The following is a 22589-nucleotide window of genomic DNA, read 5'->3' as shown; positions in this document are numbered from 1 at the left end:
GTGATCAGGCCTTGACCAATTCGCCCTCGGCAATCAGGCCGAGGCGGCGCGCCAGGGTTTCGGAGAGGCGCTGTGGTTCGAATTTCGGCACATATTCGTCGACACCGACCGACAAGCCAAGCTTCTGGTTCGACATTCCCGACAACGACGAATGCATGACCACGGGAATGCCCGAAAACCGCGGATCGGACTTGACCTTCTTGGTCAGGATGTAGCCATCCATTTCCGGCATTTCGATGTCAGTCAGTATCAGGTTGATAACAGCCGACGGCGGTTTCCCGACGGATTGGGCATACTGCGCGACTTTTTCCATCTCGTCCCACATCTGCCGCCCGTTAACCGCGCTGACGCCTTTCACCCCCATCGTCTGCAGGGTGCGCTCGATCTGCTTGCGAGCTACGCTCGAATCGTCACAGTAGAAAACTGTCATGTCCGGCCGGTCGACCGCAACCACGCTGCGGAACATGATGTCGTTGTCGATTTCTGTCGTTTCGGCCAGAACCTTTTCCACGTCCATCATCATGACCAGACGGTTGTCCTCCAGTTCGGTGACCGCCGTGACCAGACCACCGGTTTGCGCCGTCAGCATCTCGGGCGGCACGCGCATCTTGCTCCAGTCGAGGCGCAAGATGGTATCCACGCCTTCCACCAGGAACCCCTGCGTGTGGCCGTTGTACTCGGTGACGATCATGATTTCACGAGGCGTATCGGCACTGATGCCGGAATACTTGGCAAGATCGATGACCGGCACCAAGGCGCCGCGCAAGCTGACCATGCCCTCGACCGACGGCGGCATGTCCGGTGCCGCGGTGATCGGCGGAGTCCGCATCACTTCGCGGACCTTGAACACGTTGATCCCGTACGTCTCACGGCGCCCGGTTCGCTGATCCACACCGAGAAAGAACAGCAGGATTTCCAGTTTATTGGTTCCCGCCAACTTGGTCCTGGCATCAATATTCTTCAGTAATTCCGACATTTCTCACTCCCGCGCGACACCAACACCGGTCATTGACCCTTAGCAACGCTAGCACATGCCTGAGCAGCAACCAAACCTCGGTGCATCAGCACATGGACCAGGCAACCGAAATTTAATAAATTTGGAATAGTTTACCAAAATTGGCAATATCAAGCACCTGTTTCACGTTGCCCTGTACCCCGGTCAACGTGATCTCCTTTCCCACCCCGCCCAACTTGTCGCGCAACATCAACAGCATGCCGAGCGCCGAACTGTCGAGGTAATCCACGGCAGCAAAATCGACGCTGACGGCCCGCACTTCGTCGTCGCCGATCAAGGGCTCATAGGCCGACCGAAAATCCCTGTGCGTGTTGAAATCGAATCGCCCGTTCAAAACGATGTCGGCTTTGCCTGCACTTTTCGAAACCACCGCTTGCATGCACTTCCCCAGAAAATAGCAAAATCAGGATTAGTTTAAACCTTTGCCCGATCCCGACAAGCCTTGCTTACCGGGCAACTGCGGACAACACGCGACGCGCCATTTCATCCAGCGGATATTGTTCTTCGACCGCACCGATCAGGAACGCCTCGCGCGGCATCCCATATACCACGCAACTCGCCTCATCCTGGCCGAAAGTACGGGCACCGGCCTGGCGCATGCGCAGCAGGCCCTGGGCACCGTCCTTGCCCATGCCGGTCAACAGCACGCCGATGGCCTGACGTCCGACCAGTTGAGCGGCCGAGTCGAACAGCACGTCCACCGATGGCCGATGCCGGTTCACCGGTGGCGCGGCGGACAACTCCGTGACATATCCGCTAGCCGCCCGGCGAATCGCCAGATGAGAATGGCCCGGCGCGATATACACGGTCCCCGACTCGACCTTCTCGTTGCCTTGCGCTTCCAGCACCCGCGGCTGACACAGCGTATCAAGACGGCGGGCAAAGGATGCCGTAAACGATTCAGGCATGTGCTGGACGATCAATATTGGCGGGCAGTCGGCTGGAATGCCTTGCAGGAACTCCTTGATGGCCTCGGTTCCCCCGGTCGACGCACCGAGAAAGATGATTTTTCCGGAAGTTGTCATGCCAGACGTGCCGATACGGGAAGAATGAGGTTGCGACACGGCAGAGGGCACAGGAGAGGAAACCGCTGCCGGACGGGTAGGGGTTGCGCGCAGACGAGCACCGCGGGCAGCACGGATTTTCTCGGCCAGCTCCTCGGCATACTGCTCCATGCTGTGGGCGGGATCGAGACGAGGCTTGCCGATGAAATCGATGGCGCCGAGCTCCAGCGCCTTGAGCGTCGTTTCCGAAGCGGCACCGGTAAACGCCGAAACCATGACCACCGGCATCGGCCGCAGGCGCATCAGCCGCTCCAGGAAGGCCAGGCCATCCATTTTCGGCATTTGCACGTCCAGCGTCAGGACGTCCGGATTGTGCAGCTTGATCATTTCGCGCGCCGTCGGCGCATCCGGCGCCGACGCCACCACCGTCAGGTCAGGGGTGTTGTTGATCATTTCGGTGAGCAGACTGCGCATCAATGCGGAGTCGTCGACAACCAGCACCCGCGTTTTCATGAACGGCCCCAGGAATCAGAGAAAAACATCGTTCGACACTCAGATGAACAGTTCGACATCGCCCGCCACCGGCCCGGACAGGCGCGCCTTGTAATCGCGTTCGCGGCTGAACAGCGTTTCGTTGTGAACGCGGTGCAGCTTCTTCACCAGCACCCGCCCACTGTTCGGAAAATAGTAGACTTTGCGCGGGTACGAATCCAGCAAATCCTTTGCCACGACAGGAATCTTCTCCGTTTTCAGATAATTCAGCACGAACTCGGCGTTGCGCACGCCGACATTGCTGCTCGACAGACTGGAGAGCACAGCTCCACCGCCAAAAACCTTGGCTTCCAGACGATTGCGCCGGGCGCCGAGCTTGAGCAGATGGTTGATCAGCACTTCCATCGCATAGGTCCCGTAACGCGCCGAACTGCTCACCGAATCGCGCCCGCCATCGTCCGGCAGCATGAAATGGTTCATGCCGCCGATACCGGCTTCGACATCGCGAATGCAGGCTGCCACGCAGGAACCGAGCACGGTCACCAGCAACATGCCGGCACCGGCGACGAAATACTCGCCGGGCAGTATCTTTGCCGCCTCGGACTTGAAATTCCTGTCGTAGTAGCGGTTGACCGCAAGATGCTCGTCGAAGGCGTGTTGCACGGCATTCCCCGTCAACGGGCTCCGGCCAGCACGTAAACCGTCTTGCCGAGGGAGCGGAACAGATCCGCCGCGTGCAGGAAGCTCTCCGAATGCCCGGCAAACAACAGTCCATCCGGCTGCATCATCGGCGCAAAGCGGGAAAGAATCTTGTACTGCGTCGGTTTATCGAAATAGATCATGACGTTGCGGCAGAAGATCACATCCAGCGGCCCTTTCACGGTATAGCTCTGATCGAGCAGGTTGATCCGCCGGAACTCGATCATCCGCTTCAGTTCCGGGCGTATCGCCGCCTGCCCTTCCTGCGCGCCGGTGCCCTTCAGGAAAAACTTGCGCAAACGCTCCGGCGACATCTTTTCGACCCGATCCAGCGGATAAACGCCTTTTTGCGCGGTCGCCAGCACATTGGTATCGAGATCGGAAGCAATGATCGACACATGAGTGGCTTCCAGACCGAAGGTTTCGGCAACCGTCATCGCAATCGAATAGGGCTCTTCCCCGGTCGACGCCGCAGAACACCAGACACGGATCGGCCGGCGCGTACCGAGTTTGCGCAAATGCTCGGCAAAGATTGGGAAATGATGGGGTTCGCGGAAGAACGAGGTGAGGTTGGTGGTCAGCGAATTGACGAAGCGCTCCCACTCGTCGCCACCCTTGCGTTCAAGCAGGTCGAGATACTCGGTGAATCCCTGCAGGTTGAGCGCACGCAGACGGCGGGCCAGGCGGGAATACACCATGTCCTTCTTGACCGGCGACAGCGATATGCCGGCATGCTGGTAGATCAGCTTGCGGACACGCTCGAAATCCGCCTCGGAAAACTGGAACTCGCGAATGCCCCCGTCGCGTCGATCCAGCACCTTGCTCAAGCCGTTGCGCAACGCTTCGGTCGCGCCGAAAGGCGAACTGCCATTACGTTCGATGGCCATCAGAACTCCTCCCATTCATCGTCGAGCCGTGCCGGCAACGCCGGTTTTCCGCGCCTGGCATTTTGGCTTCGGTCAGCCCCGGGCTTGCTCGGGGAAGCGGTGCCGACCCGGAACACCGAAACCGCCCGGACCAGCGTTTCCGCCTGCTCTTCCAGACTCTCGGCAGCAGCAGCGGCCTGCTCGACCAACGCCGCGTTCTGCTGCGTGACTTCATCCATCTGGCTGACTGCCAGACTGACCTGCTCGATCCCTGAACTCTGCTCGCGGCTGGCCTCGGCGATATCCGCCATGATCCCGGCCACACCGCGGATGCCCGCCACGACATCGTCCATCGTCGTGCCGGCCTGTTCGACCAGCTTGTTGCCGCTCTCGACACGCGCCACCGAATCCGAAATCAGCAGCTTGATTTCCTTGGCGGCGGCCGCGCTACGCTGAGCCAGGTTGCGCACTTCGCTGGCGACGACGGCAAAGCCGCGGCCCTGCTCGCCGGCACGCGCCGCCTCGACCGCCGCATTCAAGGCGAGGATGTTGGTCTGGAAGGCGATGCCGTCGATCACCCCGATGATGTCGGCAATGCGGCGACTGGCCTGCTGGATGTCGTTCATGGTGTGCACCACCTCGGCCACCACCTCGCCGCCGCGCGTTGCCACCTGCTGGGCGTTCTCGGCAAGCTGATTGGCCTGCCGGGCGTTGTCCGCATTCTGCTTCACCGTGCTGGTCAGCTGTTCCATGCTCGACGCGGTTTCCTCGAGACTCGATGCCTGTTCCTCGGTGCGGCTCGACAGGTCCTGGTTACCGCTGGCGATCTCGCGGGCGGCAACATTGATGGCATCGGCCGACAGGCGCAGCCGCTCGATGATCTCGCGCAAGCGCGAGGCCGTCCGGTTGGCGCCATCCTTCAGCTGTCCGAAAGTCCCCTGATACTCCGCCGTCACGCTGCACGTCAGGTCGCCTTCGGCGATTGCGGAAAGTACCCCGACGATTTCGTCCAGGCTTTGCTGCGACGTCTGCAACAGGGTATTCAGATCGCTGGCCAGGCGCAAAAAGAAGCCATGTTTGCCGTCGACCGCAACACGGTGCGAAAAATCGCCACGGGCAGCCGCACCGACAATCGTCCCGACTTCGTTCTCGATGGCGACCTCCTGGGTGCGATCCAGCCACTGGCTGGCCCGACCGAGATAACGGCCATCCTTGTTACGCACCGGTGTCGCGGTGACCCGGAGGGATCGACCGCACATCGCCACGTCCAGAGTCCGCGGCTCGGACAGTTCAGCGCTGTAGGCTGCCTTGACGGCAAGATCGTCGAAGAAATCCGGCAGCCGGTATTGCCGCATCTGGCTCACCGAAAACCCCGGCACGCGCTCGCGCATCTGCGGTTCCATCGCTCGCCACAAGGCTTCTGCCGCGGCATTCATGTAGATCAACTGGTTGCTCTCGTCGGCAATCGTCATCGGCGTTCCGGCGCCGTCGAGTGCCATCTTGATGCGCAAGCCCTCGGCCGCCAGCACCTGCATCTCGTTGAGGTCGACGCCAGCCTTGATCTGCATGCTGCGCGCGGCGTCGGCGATGGCCAGCAGTTCATCGCGACGTTCAACATCGATGCGGATGTCGCTGCGTCCTTCGGCGATGCCCCGGAAGAAACGGGTTGCCGCCTCGATCGGTCGACGGATGCCGGCCGCCAGGCCAAGTGCAAGCAGGATACCCAGCACGGCAAAGACAAGCAGCAACATCGCCAGGCGCCACTGGAAGGCCGCGATCTCCTGATGGGCGACATCGATATCGGACGCAGCATTGTTCAATTGCAGCGCGACCAGTTCGCCCACCTTGTCGGAGATCGGGTCAATGGCCGGATACAGCTCGCGGGCGGCAAACGCCGTCAGCGCAGCCTGATCCTCGGCCCGCAGGATTTCCTTCAGACGGCCGATCGCGGCATCACCGTTCTTCATCAGTGCCGATGCCTGGCCGACCAGACGTCGCTCGTCCTCGCTCAGATCGCCCGCCGCATAGCTGCCCCAGCGTTCGCCGATCAGGGCCTCGGCCTTGCCGACCTTGTCCAGTGCAGACGCCCATGTCTCGCTACCGTCGCGCGTCTTGTGCGACAGATCGACGATGGAAACGGCGTAGGCATCGGCAACCTCTTTCAGCGCCTTGAGCGGCACGACCTGGCCGGCGTACACCGACTGCAGGTGTTGCTTGCCATTTCCGACCGCCAGGATGCCCAGCGCCCCGATCAGCAGCATGCCTGCGGTCAACAGCCCGCAAATGGCAAGAATGCGCTGCCGTATCGAACGTTCCTTCAACCAGCCGGACAGCCCGCGACGGGCAGACACGACCGCACCGTCGCGTATCGTCCGGCCAGCGGATCTTCCCTCGCGAAACTCGCGATAGGCCCGTTCCGCCGCATCGATCTGCTGCCGCGTCGGCGCCGTCCGGACCGACATGTAGCCTGATACCCGTCCATCCTGATACAGCGGCGTGACGTTCGCCAGCACCCAGTAATGATCGCCGTTCTTGCAGCGGTTCTTGACCAGGCCCGACCACGGCCGACCGGCTTTCAGGGTGCGCCAGAGATCGGCAAAGGCCTCGGCCGGCATGTCGGGATGGCGAACGATGTTATGCGGCTGCCCGATCAATTCCTCCTCGCGGAAGCCGCTGGTCTCGATGAAATCCCGATTGACATCGGTGATCAGACCCTTGAGATCGGTTTTCGAGACAATCATCTGCCCCGAGGCCAGCATGATTTCATTCTGCGTGACCGGCTGGTTGTTACGCATGACCGCCTCTCAGTCCCTGCTACGGTTGATCAAAATTCGCTCCATTCATCGTCGAGCGATGCCGGCAAGGCCTTGCGGCCCGCGCGCCACCCTTCATCCTTCGCCCCGGCCGGCTCGGCCAGACGGGCGCGGCCCTGCTCGCTGACGCGGAACACCTGAACCGAGCTCGCCAGTTGCCGGGCCTGCTCCTCCAGACTCTCGGCCGCAGCGGCAGCCTGTTCGACCAGTGCCGCATTCTGCTGGGTGACCTCGTCCATCTGCGTCACGGCCCGGCCGACCTGCTCGATCCCGGCGCTCTGCTCGCGGCTGGCCTCGGCGATATCGGTAACGATCCGGGCCACCCGCTTGATGCTAGCCACCACTTCTTCCATTGTGCTGCCCGCCTGATCGACCAGGCGGTTACCGACCTCGACGCGTTCGACCGAATCGTTGATCAACCCCTTGATTTCCTTGGCGGCCGCCGCACTGCGCTGGGCCAGACTGCGCACCTCGCTGGCCACCACCGCGAAGCCACGCCCCTGCTCACCGGCCCGTGCCGCCTCGACCGCCGCATTCAGCGCCAGAATGTTGGTCTGGAAGGCGATGCCGTCGATCACGCCGATGATGTCGGCGATCCGGTTGCTCGCCTGGCGGATCGCCCCCATCGTTTCAACCACGTCGCCCACCACGACGCCGCCTTTTTCGGCAACGCGCTGGGCACCATTGGCCAGTTCATTGGCCTGCCGCGCATTCTCCGCATTCTGGCGGACCGTTGCCGTCAGTTGCTCCATGCTGGAAGCGGTCTCCTCAAGGCTGCTGGCCTGCTCCTCGGTACGCGCCGACAGGTCCTGGTTGCCGATGGCGATTTCCTTGGCCGCCGTGTTGATCGTCTCGGCCGAGGTCTGAATGTCGCCGACCAACTCGCGCAGCTTGTGCACCGTCTGGTTCGCATCGTCGCGCAGACGGCCGAAAGTTCCCTGATAGTCAGCCTGCACGACTTGCGTCAGATCGCCGTCGGCGACCCGGGAAAGCAGCGTTGCAATGCCGCCGATCGCGCCGCCGCTGGTTTCCAGCAGACGATTGATGCCATGGCCCAACTCGCGATAAAAACCTTCCAGGCGTTCGGTGTCGAGGCGAGCCTCGAGATCGCCGGCTGACGCCCGGCCAATCAGCTCGGCAACCGAGCGCTGGGCATTGATTTCGGCCGTCCGGTCCACCCACTCGCCGACCGTGCCGAGACGCTGACCGCGCTCGTTGATGATCGGATTGGTCACCACCTTGTAGATGCGCCCCCCGATCTCGAGCTCGGTCTCGCGCGTTCCCTGCAGTTCGCGCAGGGAACGTATCGCTGCCGCGGGATCGGCATAAAAGGCGCCGATATTGCTGCCGATGAAGCGGTCGACCGCAAAACCCGGCTGCTGCACCCGTAATTCAGGTTCGATCTGCCGCAAGGTATTTTTCAGGCCCCGGTTGGCATAGATCACCGTGCCGTCGTCGTCGGCGATACGCAGGTTGGCCGATACACAGTCGAGGGCGATGCGGATGCGCAGGTTGTCATTGGCCAGCCGGGCCGCCTCGGCCACCTTTGCGCCCTGCAGAATCTGCATCGACAGCAATCCCTGCAGCACCTTGCCAACCTCATCGTTACCGGAAACATCGATCTGCTGATCGAAATGCCCCTGTGCGATGCGCTCGAACACCGGCAGCACCCGTTGCTGCAACGGCAGCACGAACAGGCGGCGGATCAACCAGAACAGGAAGGCCAGCAGCAGCACGGAGAGCAGCAAACCGCCGATCAGGACGAGCCGGCCGACCAGCGCAGAGCGCCCCTGGAATTCATCGAGGTAGGTGCCGCCCGCCACGACCCAGGGCGTTCCGTCGAGCGTCTCGAAAGCCACCAGCTTTTCCCGTTCGCTGGTTTCGCCGCGCCCTTCATTGCGCCAGCGATAGACGATCTCGCCGCGCTGCCGCTCCAGCATGTCGCGAACGAAAGCACGCCCGTCGGCGTCTTTCGCATCCAACAGGTTCTCCCCTTCCTTCTCGGGGTGTACCAGCAACTTGCCGTAATCCTTGCCCGGCGACGCGTTGAGCACGTAAAAATAGCCCGTTTCGCCGATTTTCTGGGCCCGCACGCCGCGCTTGACGTTATCCAGCACCGAGGAAATATCGGCCCCGACAAAACTGGCGCCGACCACCGTGCCGGCACTGTCGAGCAGGGGAACGTAGCTGGTATAGAAATCCTTGCCGAACAGGATGGCCGGTCCGACATAGGCCTTGCCCGACAACAGGCGCGCATACGCCGGATGGGCGCGGTCGAGCATCGTTCCCACCGCACGCGATCCGTCTTCCTTCTTCAGCGACGTACTGACCCGAACGAAGTCCTCTCCCTGGCGAACGAACAAGGTCGCCACGGCATCCATCTCGCGACTGAAACGATCGAGCACGGCATAGTTGCCGTTGAGCACCTCGCTGCCATGTACCAGTTGCGCCTCGTCGCCATTGTCTCGCCGGACGATGCCGCCGGGGAACTGGCCGGCCAGCGCCCGGTTCAGATAGCCGACTTCGCGCGCCACGCCCTGCAGATTGGTCTCGATCATCATCCGGACCAGGCCCACCTTGCTCCGCAGTTCCTCGCGCGCCCGGGTATCGAGCAGATCGCGCATGTACTGGGACAGGAACAGCGACGCACCGCCCAGGATCAGCAGCAGGCCGACGAACATGCCAAGCACGATCTTGCGTGAAGAAGAAGCATCGACAAGCCACGACAAACGGCGCGCGCCGGACATCACCCGGCCGTGAACCACCCGCAATCCCGCGGCCCGGCCGTCGCGCAGTGCAGCATAGGCAGCCTCGGCCGCCGCCACGGCCTCGCGCGACGCCCGCCGGCGCACCGAGATATACCCCACCCGCTCGCCGTTCTCGATCAGCGGCGCGACGCTGGCGTCAACCCAGTAATAGTCGCCATTCTTGCAGCGATTCTTGACCAGACCATTCCACGGACGCCCCTCCTGAAGATCGCGCCAAAGATCCTCAAAGGCGGCTTCCGGCATGTCCGGGTGGCGGACGATGTTATGCGGCTGCCCGATCAGCTCGGCTTCGGAAAAGCCGCTGATGTCGACGAAGTCCTGATTGACCTCGGTAATCCGCCCCTTCAGATCGGTCTTCGAAACGATCAGGTTGCTGTCGCCGAGCAATACCTCGTGCTGCGTGACGGGCTGGTTGTTTCTCATCTTTTTCTCATTCCCCGGTCAAAACTCGGCCCATTCATCATCCGGCGCTGCCAGCAGCGACACCGAACCACTGCCGATGCGCGGCGGGATTGCTGCGGTCAACACGGGTGGCGGCACTTTTTTCCTGCTCTGACGCAGTTGTCCCAACAAACCGACGACTTTGCGCGAGCGCTCCGAAAATTCGCCGAGGATGCGCTGACGCGCACCTTCGCCGTCTCCCCCCTGATAGGCACGGATGATGTCCGCCGCACAACGATGGAAAGCCGCATGCTCGACCTTCAGTTCGGCAAAGCACGGATCGCCTCTCAAACTTCGCCCGGCACCGTGAATCCACGAGCCAAGCGCGCATTGATCGTCGCGTCCGACGACGGCGGGATCGAGCGGCTCGTCACCGCCGGCGACATAATCGAGCAGGCGCTGACGCCAGCGCTCGTGTGCGTGAACCGCCGCCTCGAAATCGAGGCTGCCGATCGCCGACTGGCCCTCGACCACCACGGCGCCCGACAAACGGAAAGCCGATACCGAATCGGCCAGGTTGCGCGCCTGCTCCTCGAGGCTCTCCGCCGCTGCCGCGGCCTGCTCGACGAGCGCCGCATTCTGCTGGGTCACCTCGTCCATCTGGCTGATCGCCAGGCCGACCTGCTCGATGCCGGAACTCTGCTCGCGGCTCGCTGCGGAGATGTCGCCCATGATCCGCGCCACGCGCTGGATGCTGCCGACCACCTCGCTCATCGTTTCGCCAGCCTGGTTGACCAGACGATTGCCGGTCGTGACCTTGTCGACCGAATCGGCGATCAGCCCCTTGATTTCCTTGGCCGCCGCCGCACTGCGCTGCGCCAGATTGCGCACTTCGGTGGCGACGACAGCGAAGCCGCGTCCCTGCTCGCCGGCCCGAGCCGCCTCGACCGCCGCATTGAGCGCCAGGATGTTGGTCTGGAAGGCAATGCCATCGATCACGCCGATGATGTCGGCAATCCGGTTGCTGGCCTGCTGTATCGAGCTCATCGTCTCGACCACCTTGCCAACCACCGAACCGCCGTGTTCGGCAACGCGCTGTGCTTCGCCGGCCAGTTCGTTGGCCTGGCGGGCGTTGTCGGCGTTCTGTCGCACGGTGGTGGTCAGTTGCTCCATGCTCGACGCCGTTTCTTCGAGGCTGGATGCCTGCTGCTCGGTGCGTCCGGAAAGGTCCGCGTTGCCGGAGGCGATTTCCTGGGCGGCGACGTTGATCGCGTCGGTCGCCTGCTTGATCGAGAAAACGATCTCCTGAAGGTGGTCGACCGTACCATTCGCGTCGTCACGCAGACGCCCGAGCAGGCCACGGTATTCCGCAGTGATCTTGCGCGTCAGGTCGCCCTCGGCCAGACGCGACAGCATGGCGCCGACATCTTCCAGCGCACGGCTGTTGGCATCGAGCAGTTCGTTGACGTTTTCACCGAGCAGCCGGAAGAAGCCGGCCTTGCCGTCAAGCGCAATGCGCCGGGAGAAATCGCCGCCGGCGGCCGCTTCGATGATGCCTGCGACCTCCTTTTCGATCCCCACCTCGGTCGTCCGGTCGTCCCATTCGACAACCGAACCGAGGTGCTCGCCGGCGTCGTTGCGGATCGGGCTGGCGATCAACCGGAAGGTCCGACCACCGATCACCATCTCGTTGCGCCACGGGCTGCTCAGTCCGGACAGCAGATTCTGCTGTCGCGCCGGATCGCGATGGTAGAGGTCGAAATTGCTGCCGACGATGTTTTCCGGATCGAAACCGGGCAGATCGCGCCGAAGATCCGCTGCCGCTTCCCGCATCATCGCCATGACTGCCGCGTTGCAATAGATGATCCGGCCGTTGCGATCGGCCACCATGACGGCGTTCGAACCGACATCCAGCGCCACCTTGATGCGCATGACCTCGTCGGCGTGCTGGCGATCGGCCTCGCGGCGCGCTTTCAGATCGCCCTGCATGCGCCCCAGGGCCCGCAGCAAATGCGCGGCTTCGTCATTGCCGGAAGCGTCGATCGCATTGTCGAAATTCCCCGCGGCGACCGAATCGGCCAGCGCCATGGCCTGCGCCAGCGGGCCGGTGATCTGGCGCGTCACCCAGAGCCCGGCCGGTACCATCACCGCCACCGCCAGCACGATCAGTCCGAGCAGGACATTGCGCACCGTTTCGCGCACATGGGCGATCTCGGCGAGGGCATCGGCATTGTCCGCCTTCTGGTACTGGACAAAATCGGCGATGACCGCCTGCCAGGCCTGAATACGGGGATCGAAGTCCGCCGCAAAATACTGCTCGATATCCGGCCGATTGCCGATCTTGATCAACTCGAACAGGCGGCGCACGGCTTCCAGACCACGCTCACGCGCCGGCATCAGCCGCGCCAGCGTCGTTTGGGCCGCCGTGCCGGTCATCGCTGCGGTCAACTCGCGTTCGCCGGCCAGATATTTTTCGATGGCCAGGCCGGCCGCCTTTTCTTCCGCCGACTGGCGGGCAATTTCCTCGTAGATCAGGGCATCGCGGGCATGCTGGCCGAGCAGTGCGATATGCGACTGCATCTCGATCGCCATTTCGGTGTTGCGCACGTTGTCGACCGCAATACGCTCGGCATGCTCGCCGACGCGGCCAAGGCTGAACAAGGCGATGACGACGAACACGATCATCAGCGACAGGGCGCCGATCGTCGTTGCGATCAAACGGGTTCCGATGGGGAAGTTGCGCAGATCCGGCATGTTTTTCTCCCTGGCTTATTCGCTCGATGCCTCGACCAGTTCCATGTCGGCACTGGCCATCAGGCGCTCGATGTCGGTGACGATCAGCATGCGTTCGTCAAATGCGGCGAGTCCGCGGATGTACTTGGTATCGAAGGTTCCGGAAAAATCCGGCGCCGGGCGGATCTGTGCCGGCGTCAGCGAAATCACATCGGAAACGCTGTCGACCACGGCACCGATGACGCGACCGGCCACATTGAGAATGACGACGACCGTAAACGGCGTGTATTCGACATTGCCAAGATTGAACTTGATGCGCAGGTCGACGATGGGCACGATGATACCGCGCAGGTTGATCACCCCCTTGATGAAAGCCGGGGCATTGGCGATCAGCGTCGGCGATTCGTAGCCACGGATTTCCTGGACCTTGAGGATATCGATCGCATACTCCTCGGCCCCCAGCGTGAAGGTCAGGTATTCGCTGGCCACCAGATCTTCGTCGTTGAGCGCGTTGGTTCCTTGCGTCGCTTCCATGCTTTCGCTCCCTTTCGGCCGTCAGGCGGCCTTGTTCACATTCGATCGCGCCATGCCGGCAATCGCCGACACGTCGAGAATCAGCGCCACGCTGCCGTCGCCCATGATGGTCGCACCGGAGACCCCGGGCACCTTGCGATAATTCGCCTCCAGGCTCTTGATCACCACCTGGTGCTGGCCAAGCAGCGCATCGACGAACAGCGCAGCCTTGGCACCGTCGGCATCAAGCACCACCATGATGCCCTGGGTACAGTCCTCCCAGGCCGACGTCAGGTTGAACAGTTCGTGCAGCACCAGCACCGGCAGATACTCCCCGCGCACCTGGATGACGCGGGCCTGATTGGTCAGCGTCTTGACGTCGCCCGGCTGCGGCTGCAACGATTCGACGACGTAGGACAGCGGCAGGATGTAGGTCTGGCTGCCGACGGCCACCGACATGCCATCCAGGATCGCCAGCGTCAGCGGCAGACGGACGGTCATCCGGGTGCCGACCCCGGCCATCGAGTCGATTTCCACGCGCCCGCCCAGCGACTGGATGTTCTTGCGCACCACGTCCATGCCAACGCCGCGACCGGAAACATCGGTGATCTGATCCGCCGTCGAGAAACCGGCCTCGAAGATCAGGTTGAACACTTCCTGATCGCTCATCTGATCGGAAACCGGCAAACCCCGTTCACGCGCCTTGGCGAGAATCTTTCCGCGGTTGAGACCGGCGCCGTCGTCGCCCACCTCGATGACGATGTTGCCGCCCTGATGGTAGGCCTTAAGGGTAATCGTACCGGCCGGGCGCTTGCCCGTCGCAGCACGCTGCTCCGGCGACTCGATGCCGTGATCCAGGCTGTTGCGGATCAAATGGGTCAACGGGTCGGCAATGCGCTCGATCAAGCCCTTGTCCAGCTCCGTCGTCTCGCCGATCGTCTTCAACTCGACCTGCTTGCCCAGCTTGGACGACAGGTCGCGCACGACGCGCGGAAAACGCGAGAAGACGAAGGAAATCGGCATCATCCGGATCGACATCACCGATTCCTGCAGATCACGGGTATTGCGCTCAAGCTGGGTCAGTCCGCTGAGCAGGCTCTCCGGCGCGTTTTCCTGCATCCGGTTCGCAGTCTGCAGCAACATGGCCTGAGTAATGACCAGCTCGCCGACCAGATTGATCAGCTGGTCGACCTTGTCGACACTGACCCGGATCGAGGCATCGGCCGGGGCCGAACTCTTGCCTGACGATGCCACGCCGCGAACCGCCGCCGGCTTCTTTGCCGGCACCGGCTCGGGTGGCGATGCTTCGACGGCAGGCGCTTCGACGACCGGCGCCGGCAAAGCGGTAAAAAATCCGTAACCATCCCCTTCTTCGGCCACGGCCGGCACTGCTGCGGTCGACGCGGGAAGTGGCGCAAAAAAGCCGTAACCCTCGCCGTCTTCCGGCAACGACGGAGCCGCAACCGGCAAGGGCTCGAAGAAACCGAAGCCGTCGCCTTCTTCGGCAACGGCAACCGGTACGACCGGCAACGGTTCAAAAAAGCCGAAACCGTCGCCCTCCTCGGCAACGCCCACGGACGACTCGCCGTAGATCGCATAGCCCCGCTCGTCGTCCGGCACGCCCGGCGCTTCTCGGAAAAAGCCGAACGCCGTACTGCCGTCGGCAGCGACCGCCTTGTCCTCGACCACTCGCCAGGCACCGTTCTCGGCGACGAAATCGATCTGATCGGCCAGCAGTTCGGGGCGCGCATCGGTCATCAGCCGCAGTTCCCAGAAACCCACACCGTCCGGTGGCCGGCTGACGATTTCGAGCCTTCCGAGCGCTTTCAACTCATCGAGCAGGTTGCCCAGCCCGACCCCCTCGGCGGCAATCCGGGTCGGCACGAAGCGGATATCGTACAGACGCATGCCGGTATCGACCGGGATGCGGACAGCGACCTCGTCATCCCCGGCTGGCGCGGACGGAGACGCGTCAGGCACGGGCTCCGCCGGCGGAGCCAGGGAAACCGCGGGCGCCGCGGTGATCGCTTCACCGGAAGACAATTGGCGCAGCCGCGCCTTGATCGCTTCCTCGGCTTGAGCATCCCGCTCCCCCTGCCCCTGGTGCACGGCGAGCATGCCGCGCAGCACATCGCCGGCTTCGAGGAAGGCATCGACCATGTCCGGCCGCAACGGCAATTCGGACTTGCGGATTCGGTCGAGCAGGTTTTCCAGGATATGGGTGGTTTCAGCCAGATCGGTGAAACCGAACGTTCCTGCACTGCCCTTGATCGAATGCGCCGCGCGAAAAATCGCATTCAACTGCTCGCTGTCCGGATTCACCACATCCAGTTCGAGCAACAGGCTTTCCATCGTGGCCAGATGTTCTGCGGATTCCTCGAAGAACACCTGGTAGAACTGGCTCATGTCGATGGCCATGCGACCTCCCTCGAACAGCCGCCGGAAACGACGCGCGGCCTGAGCCGCGTCGAGAAACGGCGAACCGGCATGACCGGAATCAGCCGATGACCTTGCGTACCACCTCGATCAGTTTCTGGGGATCGAAGGGTTTGACCAGCCAGCCGGTCGCGCCGGCAGCCCGCCCCTGGGATTTCATCGCATCGGAAGACTCGGTGGTCAGCATCAGGATCGGCGTCGTCTGGTACTGCGGCATCGCACGCAAGGACTTGATCAGGGTCAGGTCATCCATGCGCGGCATGTTCTGATCGGTCAACACCAGATTCACACTGCGTGCCTTGGCCTTATCCAGCCCATCCATGCCGTCGACAGCTTCGACGACCTCGTAGCCGGCGCTCTTCAGCGTGAATGACACCATTTGCCGGATGGAGGCGGAATCATCGATTGCGAGAATGGTTTTTGCCATGTTGACCTCTTAGCTGTTCTCGACCGGCCCGTCGCCGGCATCGCGTTGCCGGCGAGCAACACCCGCCATCGTTAAAATCACAATTCTGGCAATTATACCTACAGCCAGCCGCCCCACGAAAGACTGCAGCAACATTCAGAAAAACACTCATCAGCCACCGAGCGAGTCGGCGGCCAATCTCTCAGTTTTTCCGGGAATCCAGCCTGGTGGCAACATCTTCAGGGCTATCCACCTCTGACTCCGGGCCCTCTTCCTGAAGGATCGCTCGTTCAGTTTTCTGATTCAGGACCACGATGCTGATACGCCGATTTACCGGATTCAAGGGATCATTTTTGTCAAATAACAGTGTCGACCCCAGGCCGACCACGCGCAACACCTTGAAGTCATCCATCCCACCGACCACCAGTTCCCGACGCGAAGCATTGGCCCGATTGGCCGACAGTTCCCAGTTGGAAAAGCCCTGGCTACCGCCAGAAAACGCCGCGGCATCGGTGTGGCCGGCCAAACTGATGCGATTCGGTACATCGTTCAGCATTTTGCCGATCTGGTGCAGAAGATCCTTGGTATAGGGTTTGAGATCGGCACTGCTCGAGTCGAACATCGGGCGGTTCTGCTCATCGACAATCTGGATGCGCAAGCCTTCCGACGTGATGTCGAGCAGCAGCTGTTTCTTGAACTGGGCGAGTTGGGGACTCTGGGTAATCATCTTTTCGATGTCCGCCTTCAGGTTTTCGAGTCGCTCCCGCTCCTTGCGCTGAAACTCCAGTTGGGCTTCCTTGGAGAACGAGGTCGTACGCTGGGCCTCGATATCGCCTTTCTTGACCTGGCCAGCCTGGCGTGTCAAATCCTGACCGCCGCCCTTGAGAATACTTGTCGCATCACCGCTGCCGGAACCGCCCTGCATCGACAGTTTCAGGGGATTCTGGAAATAATCGGCGATCCCCTGCAGATCACCCTTGGCGGTCGAGCCGAGGAGCCACATCAGCAGGAAGAAAGCCATCATCGCCGTCACGAAGTCGGCGTAAGCAATCTTCCAGGCGCCACCGTGAGCGCCGCCGGCGACCACCTTCTTGCGCTTGATGACTATTGGACGTGTGGAATCGTCACTCATGCGGCATCCCGATCATTTGGACGAAGTACCTTTACTTGCCCTTGCGCGCCTTGAGCTCTTCCTCAAGCTCGCGGAAGGTCGGGCGGTCGTGCGCCCCCAGGGTCTTGCGACCGAATTCGATGGCGACTTGCGGTGCATAACCAGACATCGACGCCAATAGGACCATCTTGATGGTCTTGAAAATCGTGGCCGACTGATTCGCACGCTGTTCAAGCAGGCTGGCAACCGGTGCCACAAAACCGTAGGAAACCAGAATCCCGAGGAAAGTACCGACCAGCGCACCGCCGATCATTTTACCAAGCACGGCTGGCGGCTCGCCGACCGAACCCATCACGTTAACCACCCCCATCACCGCAACGACGATACCGAACGCCGGCGTTGCGTCCCCCACCTTCTGCACGACGTGGGCGGGCTCTATGGCCTCGTGGTGGTGCGTTTCGAGTTCAACATCCATCAAGCTCTCGATTTCGACCGTATTGAGGTTGCCGCCCACCATCATGCGCAGGTAATCGGTCATGAATTCAAGTACATGGTGATCGGCGACAATGTTGGGGTATTTCGAAAAAATGGGACTGGCCTCAGGATTCTCGACATCGCTTTCGATCGACATCAGCCCTTCCTTGCGCACCTTGCCCAGAATTTCGAACAACAGGGCCAATGCGTCGACATAGTAGGCCTTGTTGTACGGCGAGCCTTTCAGAACCCCCGGCACCGCCCCGACGGTCGCCTTGATCACCGAAATATTGTTGCCGGCAACAAAACCGCCGATCGTCAGGCCGACAATGGCGATGTACTCCATGGGAACCCAGAGCGCGAGCAGGCTGCCGTGCACGGCGTAGGTCCCCAGCGAAGCGCCCAGGATGATGATGTAGCCGACGATCAGAAACATGTGAAGCCCCTTGGATGCCGGTATCGCCGGCACGGATGTTCTGCATTATTGGTTTGCGCTATTGTAGCCACAGGCTTCCCGCCTGCGCAAAGCACTTGTGACGAGAATGGGCACAGGAAGGGCAAAACGCGATGCTAAACTGAAATTTTTCTTGCCCGGGACAGCACGGTGATCCAGTTCTGCTCACATTGCGGCCACACGGTCGTTTTTGAAACGCCACCCGGCGACAACCTGCCTCGCCACGTCTGCCCGGCTTGCGGTCATATTCACTATGAAAACCCTCGCCTCATCGTCGGCTGCATCGCAACCTGGGAAGACCGCATCCTGCTATGCAAACGCGCGATCGAACCTCGTCTCGGCTACTGGACCTTGCCGGCAGGTTTCATGGAAAACGGGGAGTCGACCGCAGCAGCGGCTCGTCGGGAGACACTTGAAGAAGCAGGCGCCGACCCGCTCATCGGCCCTCCCTTCGCAATGATCAGCATCCCGCACATCAGCCAGATTCATCTTTTCTACCTAGGACAACTCGCCAACGGAGAATACGCGGCAGGCGAAGAGAGCTTGGCTGTCGGCCTGTACCGGGAAGAGGAAATTCCGTGGCAGGAGCTTTCCTTCCGCAGCGTGCATTTCTGTCTGGAGCGGTTCTTGGACGATCGTCGCAAGGGACATTATCAATTCCACGAGCAGGTTTTCGGTCCGGATGGCTGCTACTGAATTTCGCCGCGAAACTCGAGACTGACCGAGAAGTTGGCATGGGCATCGATGAGACGAGACGCGCGCTCTCTTAGCGCGCTCGACAGGACATCGACGGTAGGCTCTACCGCCGCGCTCTGCGCGACCTCGACACGGACTTCTCCGCCGACCGCACGGAATTTCATGACAAGGAGATCAGTTGGCGACATATTCACCTGCCCACGCAAGGCTTCGGCGAGCCTTAGCCGAAACTCGATGGCATCCACCACAGCCATCGCTTCAGGATCGATGCCCGCGCCCCGTTCATCGGGCTCACGTTGCACACGCGGTCCTCTTGCTTCACTTTTCCCGGCAGAGGTGCCTCGCCGAACTGGATGCCTGCTGTCGCCCGACAGACTCTCGGGCGCCTCGGCATTAACCAACCTGACCTGAATCGCCCCCGCTGACTGCGCCTTTCCCGCCGGAGAATCCGGCCAGAAAATCACCGCCAGCAGCAGAAAATGAATTAGAAACGAAGCAACGAAAGCGAATCTCATAACAACAAGCCCCCATCACTCGCAAGAGCGTGGGGGCTCACCGGAAATCGGCCGACAGGTTCTGATTACTGACCTGCGTTCTTGGCGGATTCGTCCATCTTGCTTGAATACATCTTGCCCATCGCGGCACCAATTACCAGTACGCCGACGATCACACCAAGACTCATCAAACCAATGTCACTCGTAAGCAACAGTTCCCAAGCCATAGCTCACCTCCCTGTGAAAAAAATCAACCCGCTTTCGCCTGCAAGCGAAGCGGCTCCCCAGAATCGGCACGCCAATCGCCCTGGAGACGCCATTGCCCGGCGGGATCCTCCAAGGTAACGTGCCAGCGGCCAACGACCGAAGTCGTCAGCCTGCCTTCGTAGAATCCCTGCCCAAGGGATTTCATGACAATAGACTGATCATGGCCCGCTTGCGTCGGGTGGGCCAGCTTCAGAACGATTTCCTGCGGAATTGCTGCACTATCCGTTGCGCTAACCAATAGTCGGATAGCATCTTCAGAACGCATTAAATCCGCCTGAAGGCTCAACGCGGCGGCCTGATGATCACGCTGCAGCCGCTGATTCACTGCCAGCCCCTGCTTGTAATAATCATCCGTCACCAAGCCGTCGTTACTGACGACTGCCAACCATACCGTAATGATGCCGGCAACGATTACCAAGCCCGGCCCCGCCATCAGAATCCACGGCCAGGGTTCCTTGTACCAGCGACGAGCACCCGTTTTCAAAGTCATTGTCGTATCCATAATATTCAAGGCATCAAGAAGGAAGCTTTTTCATTGACGGCGATACGGGCATCGCTTCCGGCCGTCACTTCGAAATACACCGTATTGGCCCCCTTTTTTCCGGAATCCGGCGGAACCCGCACAACAACGGTGATTTCATGATTTTCCGCACTTTGCACATCGACTTCAGTATCGCCGATCAACTGGGCCCCAACCAAACCGCTCACGGCGATCCTGTATCGCTGATCCTGTTCGGTGGTATTCATGATTTTCAGGTTATACACGTTTTCGATACCGCCATCGTCGGCCTCGCGCGCCAGCACGGAACGGTCACGTATCACATCCACCTTGAGCGGAACGCGCACCGCCAGGGACCAGGCCGTCGCGATGATGATCAACACCAGAATGACAGAATAGAGAATGATGCGCGGGCGCAGCACATGCCCCACGACCTCCCTGGGCGTGAAGTGCTTTGCCAGCGCGTTTTCGGTGGTATAGCGAATCAGTCCTCGCGGCAAACCGACCTTGTCCATCACCGGGTCACATGCATCGATGCAGGCGCCGCACCCGATACACTCATACTGAATACCTTTGCGGATATCAATTCCTGTCGGACAGACAGCAACGCATAAGCCGCAGTCCACGCAATCTCCCTGGCCAGCCTCTTTGGCATCGACACCTTTCTTACGCGCACCGCGTGGCTCTCCCCGTTCCGGATCATAGGTGATCACCAGTGTATCGGGGTCGAACATGACCCCCTGAAAACGCGCGTAGGGGCACATGTACTTGCAAACCTGCTCGCGAAGAAAGCCGGCCTGCATGTAACAAAAGCCACCGTAGAAAAAAGTCCAGAACAACTCCCAGCCGGAAAGCTGAAACGGCAAAGCGGAGAGCAATTCCCTGACCGGTGTGAAGTAAGCAACCAGGGTGAAGCCGGTCCAGAGCGAAATCAACAGCCAGATGGCATGCTTGATTGCCTTGAGCCCGAACTTGCGCAAGCTCATGGAGGCCTTGTCGAGTTTCATCCGGGCCGAACGATCGCCCTCGACTCGATTCTCAACCCACATGAAGATTTCGGTATAGACCGTCTGCGGGCAGGCATACCCGCAGAACAACCTGCCAGCCACCGCGGTGAACAGAAATAGCGCATAGGCCGATATGATCAGCAAAACCGCCAGATAAAAGACATCCTGAGGCCAGAGGACGAGTCCGAAAAGGTAGAACTTCCGCTCGACCAGATGGAACAGTATTGCCTGACGGTCGTTCCACACCAGCCACGGCGCACCATAGAACAGAATCTGGGTCAGCCAGACGAAAACCCAGCGCCAGGTATTCCACCACCCCTTGACATCGCGGATGTAGACCTTGCGATGCTTCTCGTAAAAGGAAACAGGGGCGGAAGAGTTCACTGCCGCCTTCGCATCCGAGGAAGGGGGAATATCGTTATTCATTGATCTCTCTGCTCTATCAAAATGGCACCGGCTAACATTCTTTCGTACACCGCCGACGCAATTTTGATACAGATCAGCTTACGCTGATAAAAAAGAAGGGCGGCTTGGGGCCGCCCTTCTTCACGACAGAATACTTACTTGCCTTGGCTAAGGCTGAAAACGTATGCAGTCAGCAGATGAACCTTGGCCTCACCCAGGAAATCCTTCCAAGCGGGCATCTTGTTCTGACGACCATTGTTGATGGTTTCCGTAATGGTAGCTTCCGACGAACCATACAACCAGATCTTGTCGGTCAGGTTGGGAGCGCCAACAGCCTGATTACCCTTGGCATCCATGCCGTGACAGCCAACACACCCGGCTTCGGTAAATGCCGTCGCACCACGGGCGGCCCGGACGGAATCATGCGGCAAACCAGACAAGGAACGCACATGATTGGCCAGATCCTTGACCGTATCGGCACCAAGCTGGGCGTGCGGAGGCATGACACCCATACGACCATTGGTGATCGTTTCCTTGATCTGTTCCGGCGCTCCGCCATAAAGCCAGTCGCTATCGGTCAGGTTCGGGAAGCCCTTGGCACCACGTGCATCGGCACCGTGACACTGCATGCAGTAGGTCAGGTACAGACGCTTGCCCATTTCCATGGCTTGCTTGTCCGCTGCCACAGCCTGGACATCCATTGCCAGATACTTGTCGAACAGCGGCTTGACGGCGGCATCCATCTTCTCGACTTCAGCCTTGTGCTGCCCGGCAGAGGTCCAGCCCAGCATACCCTTGAAGTTACCCAACCCCGGATATAGCGCAAGATAGACCAGCGCAAAGACGACAGTGATGACAAATAGCCAACTCCACCACTTCGGCATCGGGTTGTTGTATTCCTCAAGGGTTTCATCCCAGACATGACCCATGGTCTTGCCAGGGGTGAAGGTTGCCTTGCCCTGAACGACGAGGAGAACTGCGCAAGCCAGAATACTGACCAGCACAATCACAATGACGTACAGGTTCCAAAAATCGCTAACGAAATCGCTCATTTGC

Annotated in this window: 19 protein-coding genes; 1 reads left to right on the top strand and 18 read right to left on the bottom strand. The window is 60.7% G+C overall.

All coding sequences use genetic code 11. The features are described 5' to 3' along the window. Nucleotides 1-4 precede the first annotated feature (4 nt). The 13 genes from L0962_RS04700 to motA all read right to left on the bottom strand — a co-directional run bounded on the left by L0962_RS04700 (nucleotide 5) and on the right by motA (nucleotide 18147). Entirely contained in the window at nucleotides 5-976 is a 972-nt protein-coding gene (locus tag L0962_RS04700) for a chemotaxis protein (RefSeq protein ID WP_234084729.1), read from the bottom strand. A 112-nt stretch (nucleotides 977-1088) separates the two neighbouring features. Beyond that, on the bottom strand, nucleotides 1089-1394 hold the full coding sequence (locus tag L0962_RS04695; RefSeq protein ID WP_234084725.1) for an STAS domain-containing protein: 306 nt from the start codon (nucleotides 1392-1394) through the stop codon (nucleotides 1089-1091). 67 nt (nucleotides 1395-1461) lie between these two features. Next, nucleotides 1462-2532 carry a chemotaxis response regulator protein-glutamate methylesterase gene (locus L0962_RS04690; RefSeq protein ID WP_234084723.1) on the bottom strand — a complete coding sequence of 357 codons (1071 nt, stop codon included), beginning with the start codon at nucleotides 2530-2532 and terminating at the stop codon, nucleotides 1462-1464. Between the two features lie 39 nt (nucleotides 2533-2571). Beyond that, nucleotides 2572-3174, bottom strand: coding sequence for a chemoreceptor glutamine deamidase CheD (gene cheD / locus L0962_RS04685; RefSeq protein ID WP_234084721.1), 603 nt, complete (start codon nucleotides 3172-3174; stop codon nucleotides 2572-2574). 11 nt (nucleotides 3175-3185) lie between these two features. After that, nucleotides 3186-4097, bottom strand: a complete 912-nt coding sequence (locus tag L0962_RS04680) for a CheR family methyltransferase (RefSeq protein ID WP_234084719.1) — start codon at nucleotides 4095-4097, stop codon at nucleotides 3186-3188. Beyond that, nucleotides 4097-6871, bottom strand: coding sequence for a methyl-accepting chemotaxis protein (locus tag L0962_RS18230; RefSeq protein ID WP_301332245.1), 2775 nt, complete (start codon nucleotides 6869-6871; stop codon nucleotides 4097-4099). Before L0962_RS18230 ends, L0962_RS04680 begins: the two co-directional genes overlap by 1 nt. A gap of 29 nt (nucleotides 6872-6900) precedes the next feature. Then, the gene (locus L0962_RS18225) at nucleotides 6901-10080 is read right to left on the bottom strand and encodes a Cache 3/Cache 2 fusion domain-containing protein (RefSeq protein ID WP_301332244.1); all 3180 of its coding nucleotides are present in this window, start codon (nucleotides 10078-10080) and stop codon (nucleotides 6901-6903) included. An 18-nt stretch (nucleotides 10081-10098) separates the two neighbouring features. Continuing rightward, nucleotides 10099-12792, bottom strand: coding sequence for a methyl-accepting chemotaxis protein (locus L0962_RS18220; protein WP_301332243.1), 2694 nt, complete (start codon nucleotides 12790-12792; stop codon nucleotides 10099-10101). A 15-nt stretch (nucleotides 12793-12807) separates the two neighbouring features. Beyond that, the gene (locus L0962_RS04640; RefSeq protein WP_234084717.1) at nucleotides 12808-13305 is read right to left on the bottom strand and encodes a chemotaxis protein CheW; all 498 of its coding nucleotides are present in this window, start codon (nucleotides 13303-13305) and stop codon (nucleotides 12808-12810) included. Between the two features lie 21 nt (nucleotides 13306-13326). Next, a complete protein-coding gene (locus tag L0962_RS04635) occupies nucleotides 13327-15702 on the bottom strand; it encodes a chemotaxis protein CheW (protein WP_234084715.1) in 2376 nt (791 codons plus the stop codon). 79 nt (nucleotides 15703-15781) lie between these two features. Continuing rightward, nucleotides 15782-16147 carry a response regulator gene (locus L0962_RS04630; RefSeq protein WP_234084713.1) on the bottom strand — a complete coding sequence of 122 codons (366 nt, stop codon included), beginning with the start codon at nucleotides 16145-16147 and terminating at the stop codon, nucleotides 15782-15784. A 181-nt stretch (nucleotides 16148-16328) separates the two neighbouring features. Beyond that, nucleotides 16329-17258, bottom strand: coding sequence for a flagellar motor protein MotB (gene motB / locus L0962_RS04625; RefSeq protein WP_234084712.1), 930 nt, complete (start codon nucleotides 17256-17258; stop codon nucleotides 16329-16331). A gap of 31 nt (nucleotides 17259-17289) precedes the next feature. Then, nucleotides 17290-18147, bottom strand: coding sequence for a flagellar motor stator protein MotA (gene motA, locus L0962_RS04620; protein ID WP_234084710.1), 858 nt, complete (start codon nucleotides 18145-18147; stop codon nucleotides 17290-17292). A 171-nt stretch (nucleotides 18148-18318) separates the two neighbouring features. Here motA and L0962_RS04615 point away from each other — a divergent pair, with 171 nt between their 5' ends. After that, the gene (locus tag L0962_RS04615; RefSeq protein ID WP_234085089.1) at nucleotides 18319-18861 is read left to right on the top strand and encodes a zinc ribbon domain-containing protein; all 543 of its coding nucleotides are present in this window, start codon (nucleotides 18319-18321) and stop codon (nucleotides 18859-18861) included. Here L0962_RS04615 and L0962_RS04610 read toward each other — a convergent pair. From L0962_RS04610 to ccoP, 5 genes are all read right to left on the bottom strand, one after another. Next, a complete protein-coding gene (locus L0962_RS04610) occupies nucleotides 18855-19376 on the bottom strand; it encodes a hypothetical protein (RefSeq protein WP_234084708.1) in 522 nt (173 codons plus the stop codon). The two genes, L0962_RS04615 and L0962_RS04610, sit on opposite strands and share 7 nt — an antisense overlap. A gap of 65 nt (nucleotides 19377-19441) precedes the next feature. Beyond that, on the bottom strand, nucleotides 19442-19582 hold the full coding sequence (locus L0962_RS04605; RefSeq protein ID WP_234084706.1) for a DUF3149 domain-containing protein: 141 nt from the start codon (nucleotides 19580-19582) through the stop codon (nucleotides 19442-19444). A gap of 23 nt (nucleotides 19583-19605) precedes the next feature. After that, entirely contained in the window at nucleotides 19606-20112 is a 507-nt protein-coding gene (locus tag L0962_RS04600; protein WP_234084704.1) for a FixH family protein, read from the bottom strand. Between the two features lie 17 nt (nucleotides 20113-20129). Continuing rightward, nucleotides 20130-21554, bottom strand: coding sequence for a cytochrome c oxidase accessory protein CcoG (gene ccoG / locus L0962_RS04595; RefSeq protein WP_234084702.1), 1425 nt, complete (start codon nucleotides 21552-21554; stop codon nucleotides 20130-20132). Between the two features lie 134 nt (nucleotides 21555-21688). Then, on the bottom strand, nucleotides 21689-22585 hold the full coding sequence (ccoP, locus tag L0962_RS04590) for a cytochrome-c oxidase, cbb3-type subunit III (protein ID WP_234084700.1): 897 nt from the start codon (nucleotides 22583-22585) through the stop codon (nucleotides 21689-21691). Nucleotides 22586-22589 lie beyond the last annotated feature (4 nt).

The organism is Azonexus sp. R2A61, assembly GCF_021401135.1.
Taxonomy (GTDB): Bacteria; Pseudomonadota; Gammaproteobacteria; order Burkholderiales; family Rhodocyclaceae; genus Azonexus.
Note: the sequence above shows the minus strand (reverse complement) of the source record. Positions and strands in the feature narration are given on the sequence as shown.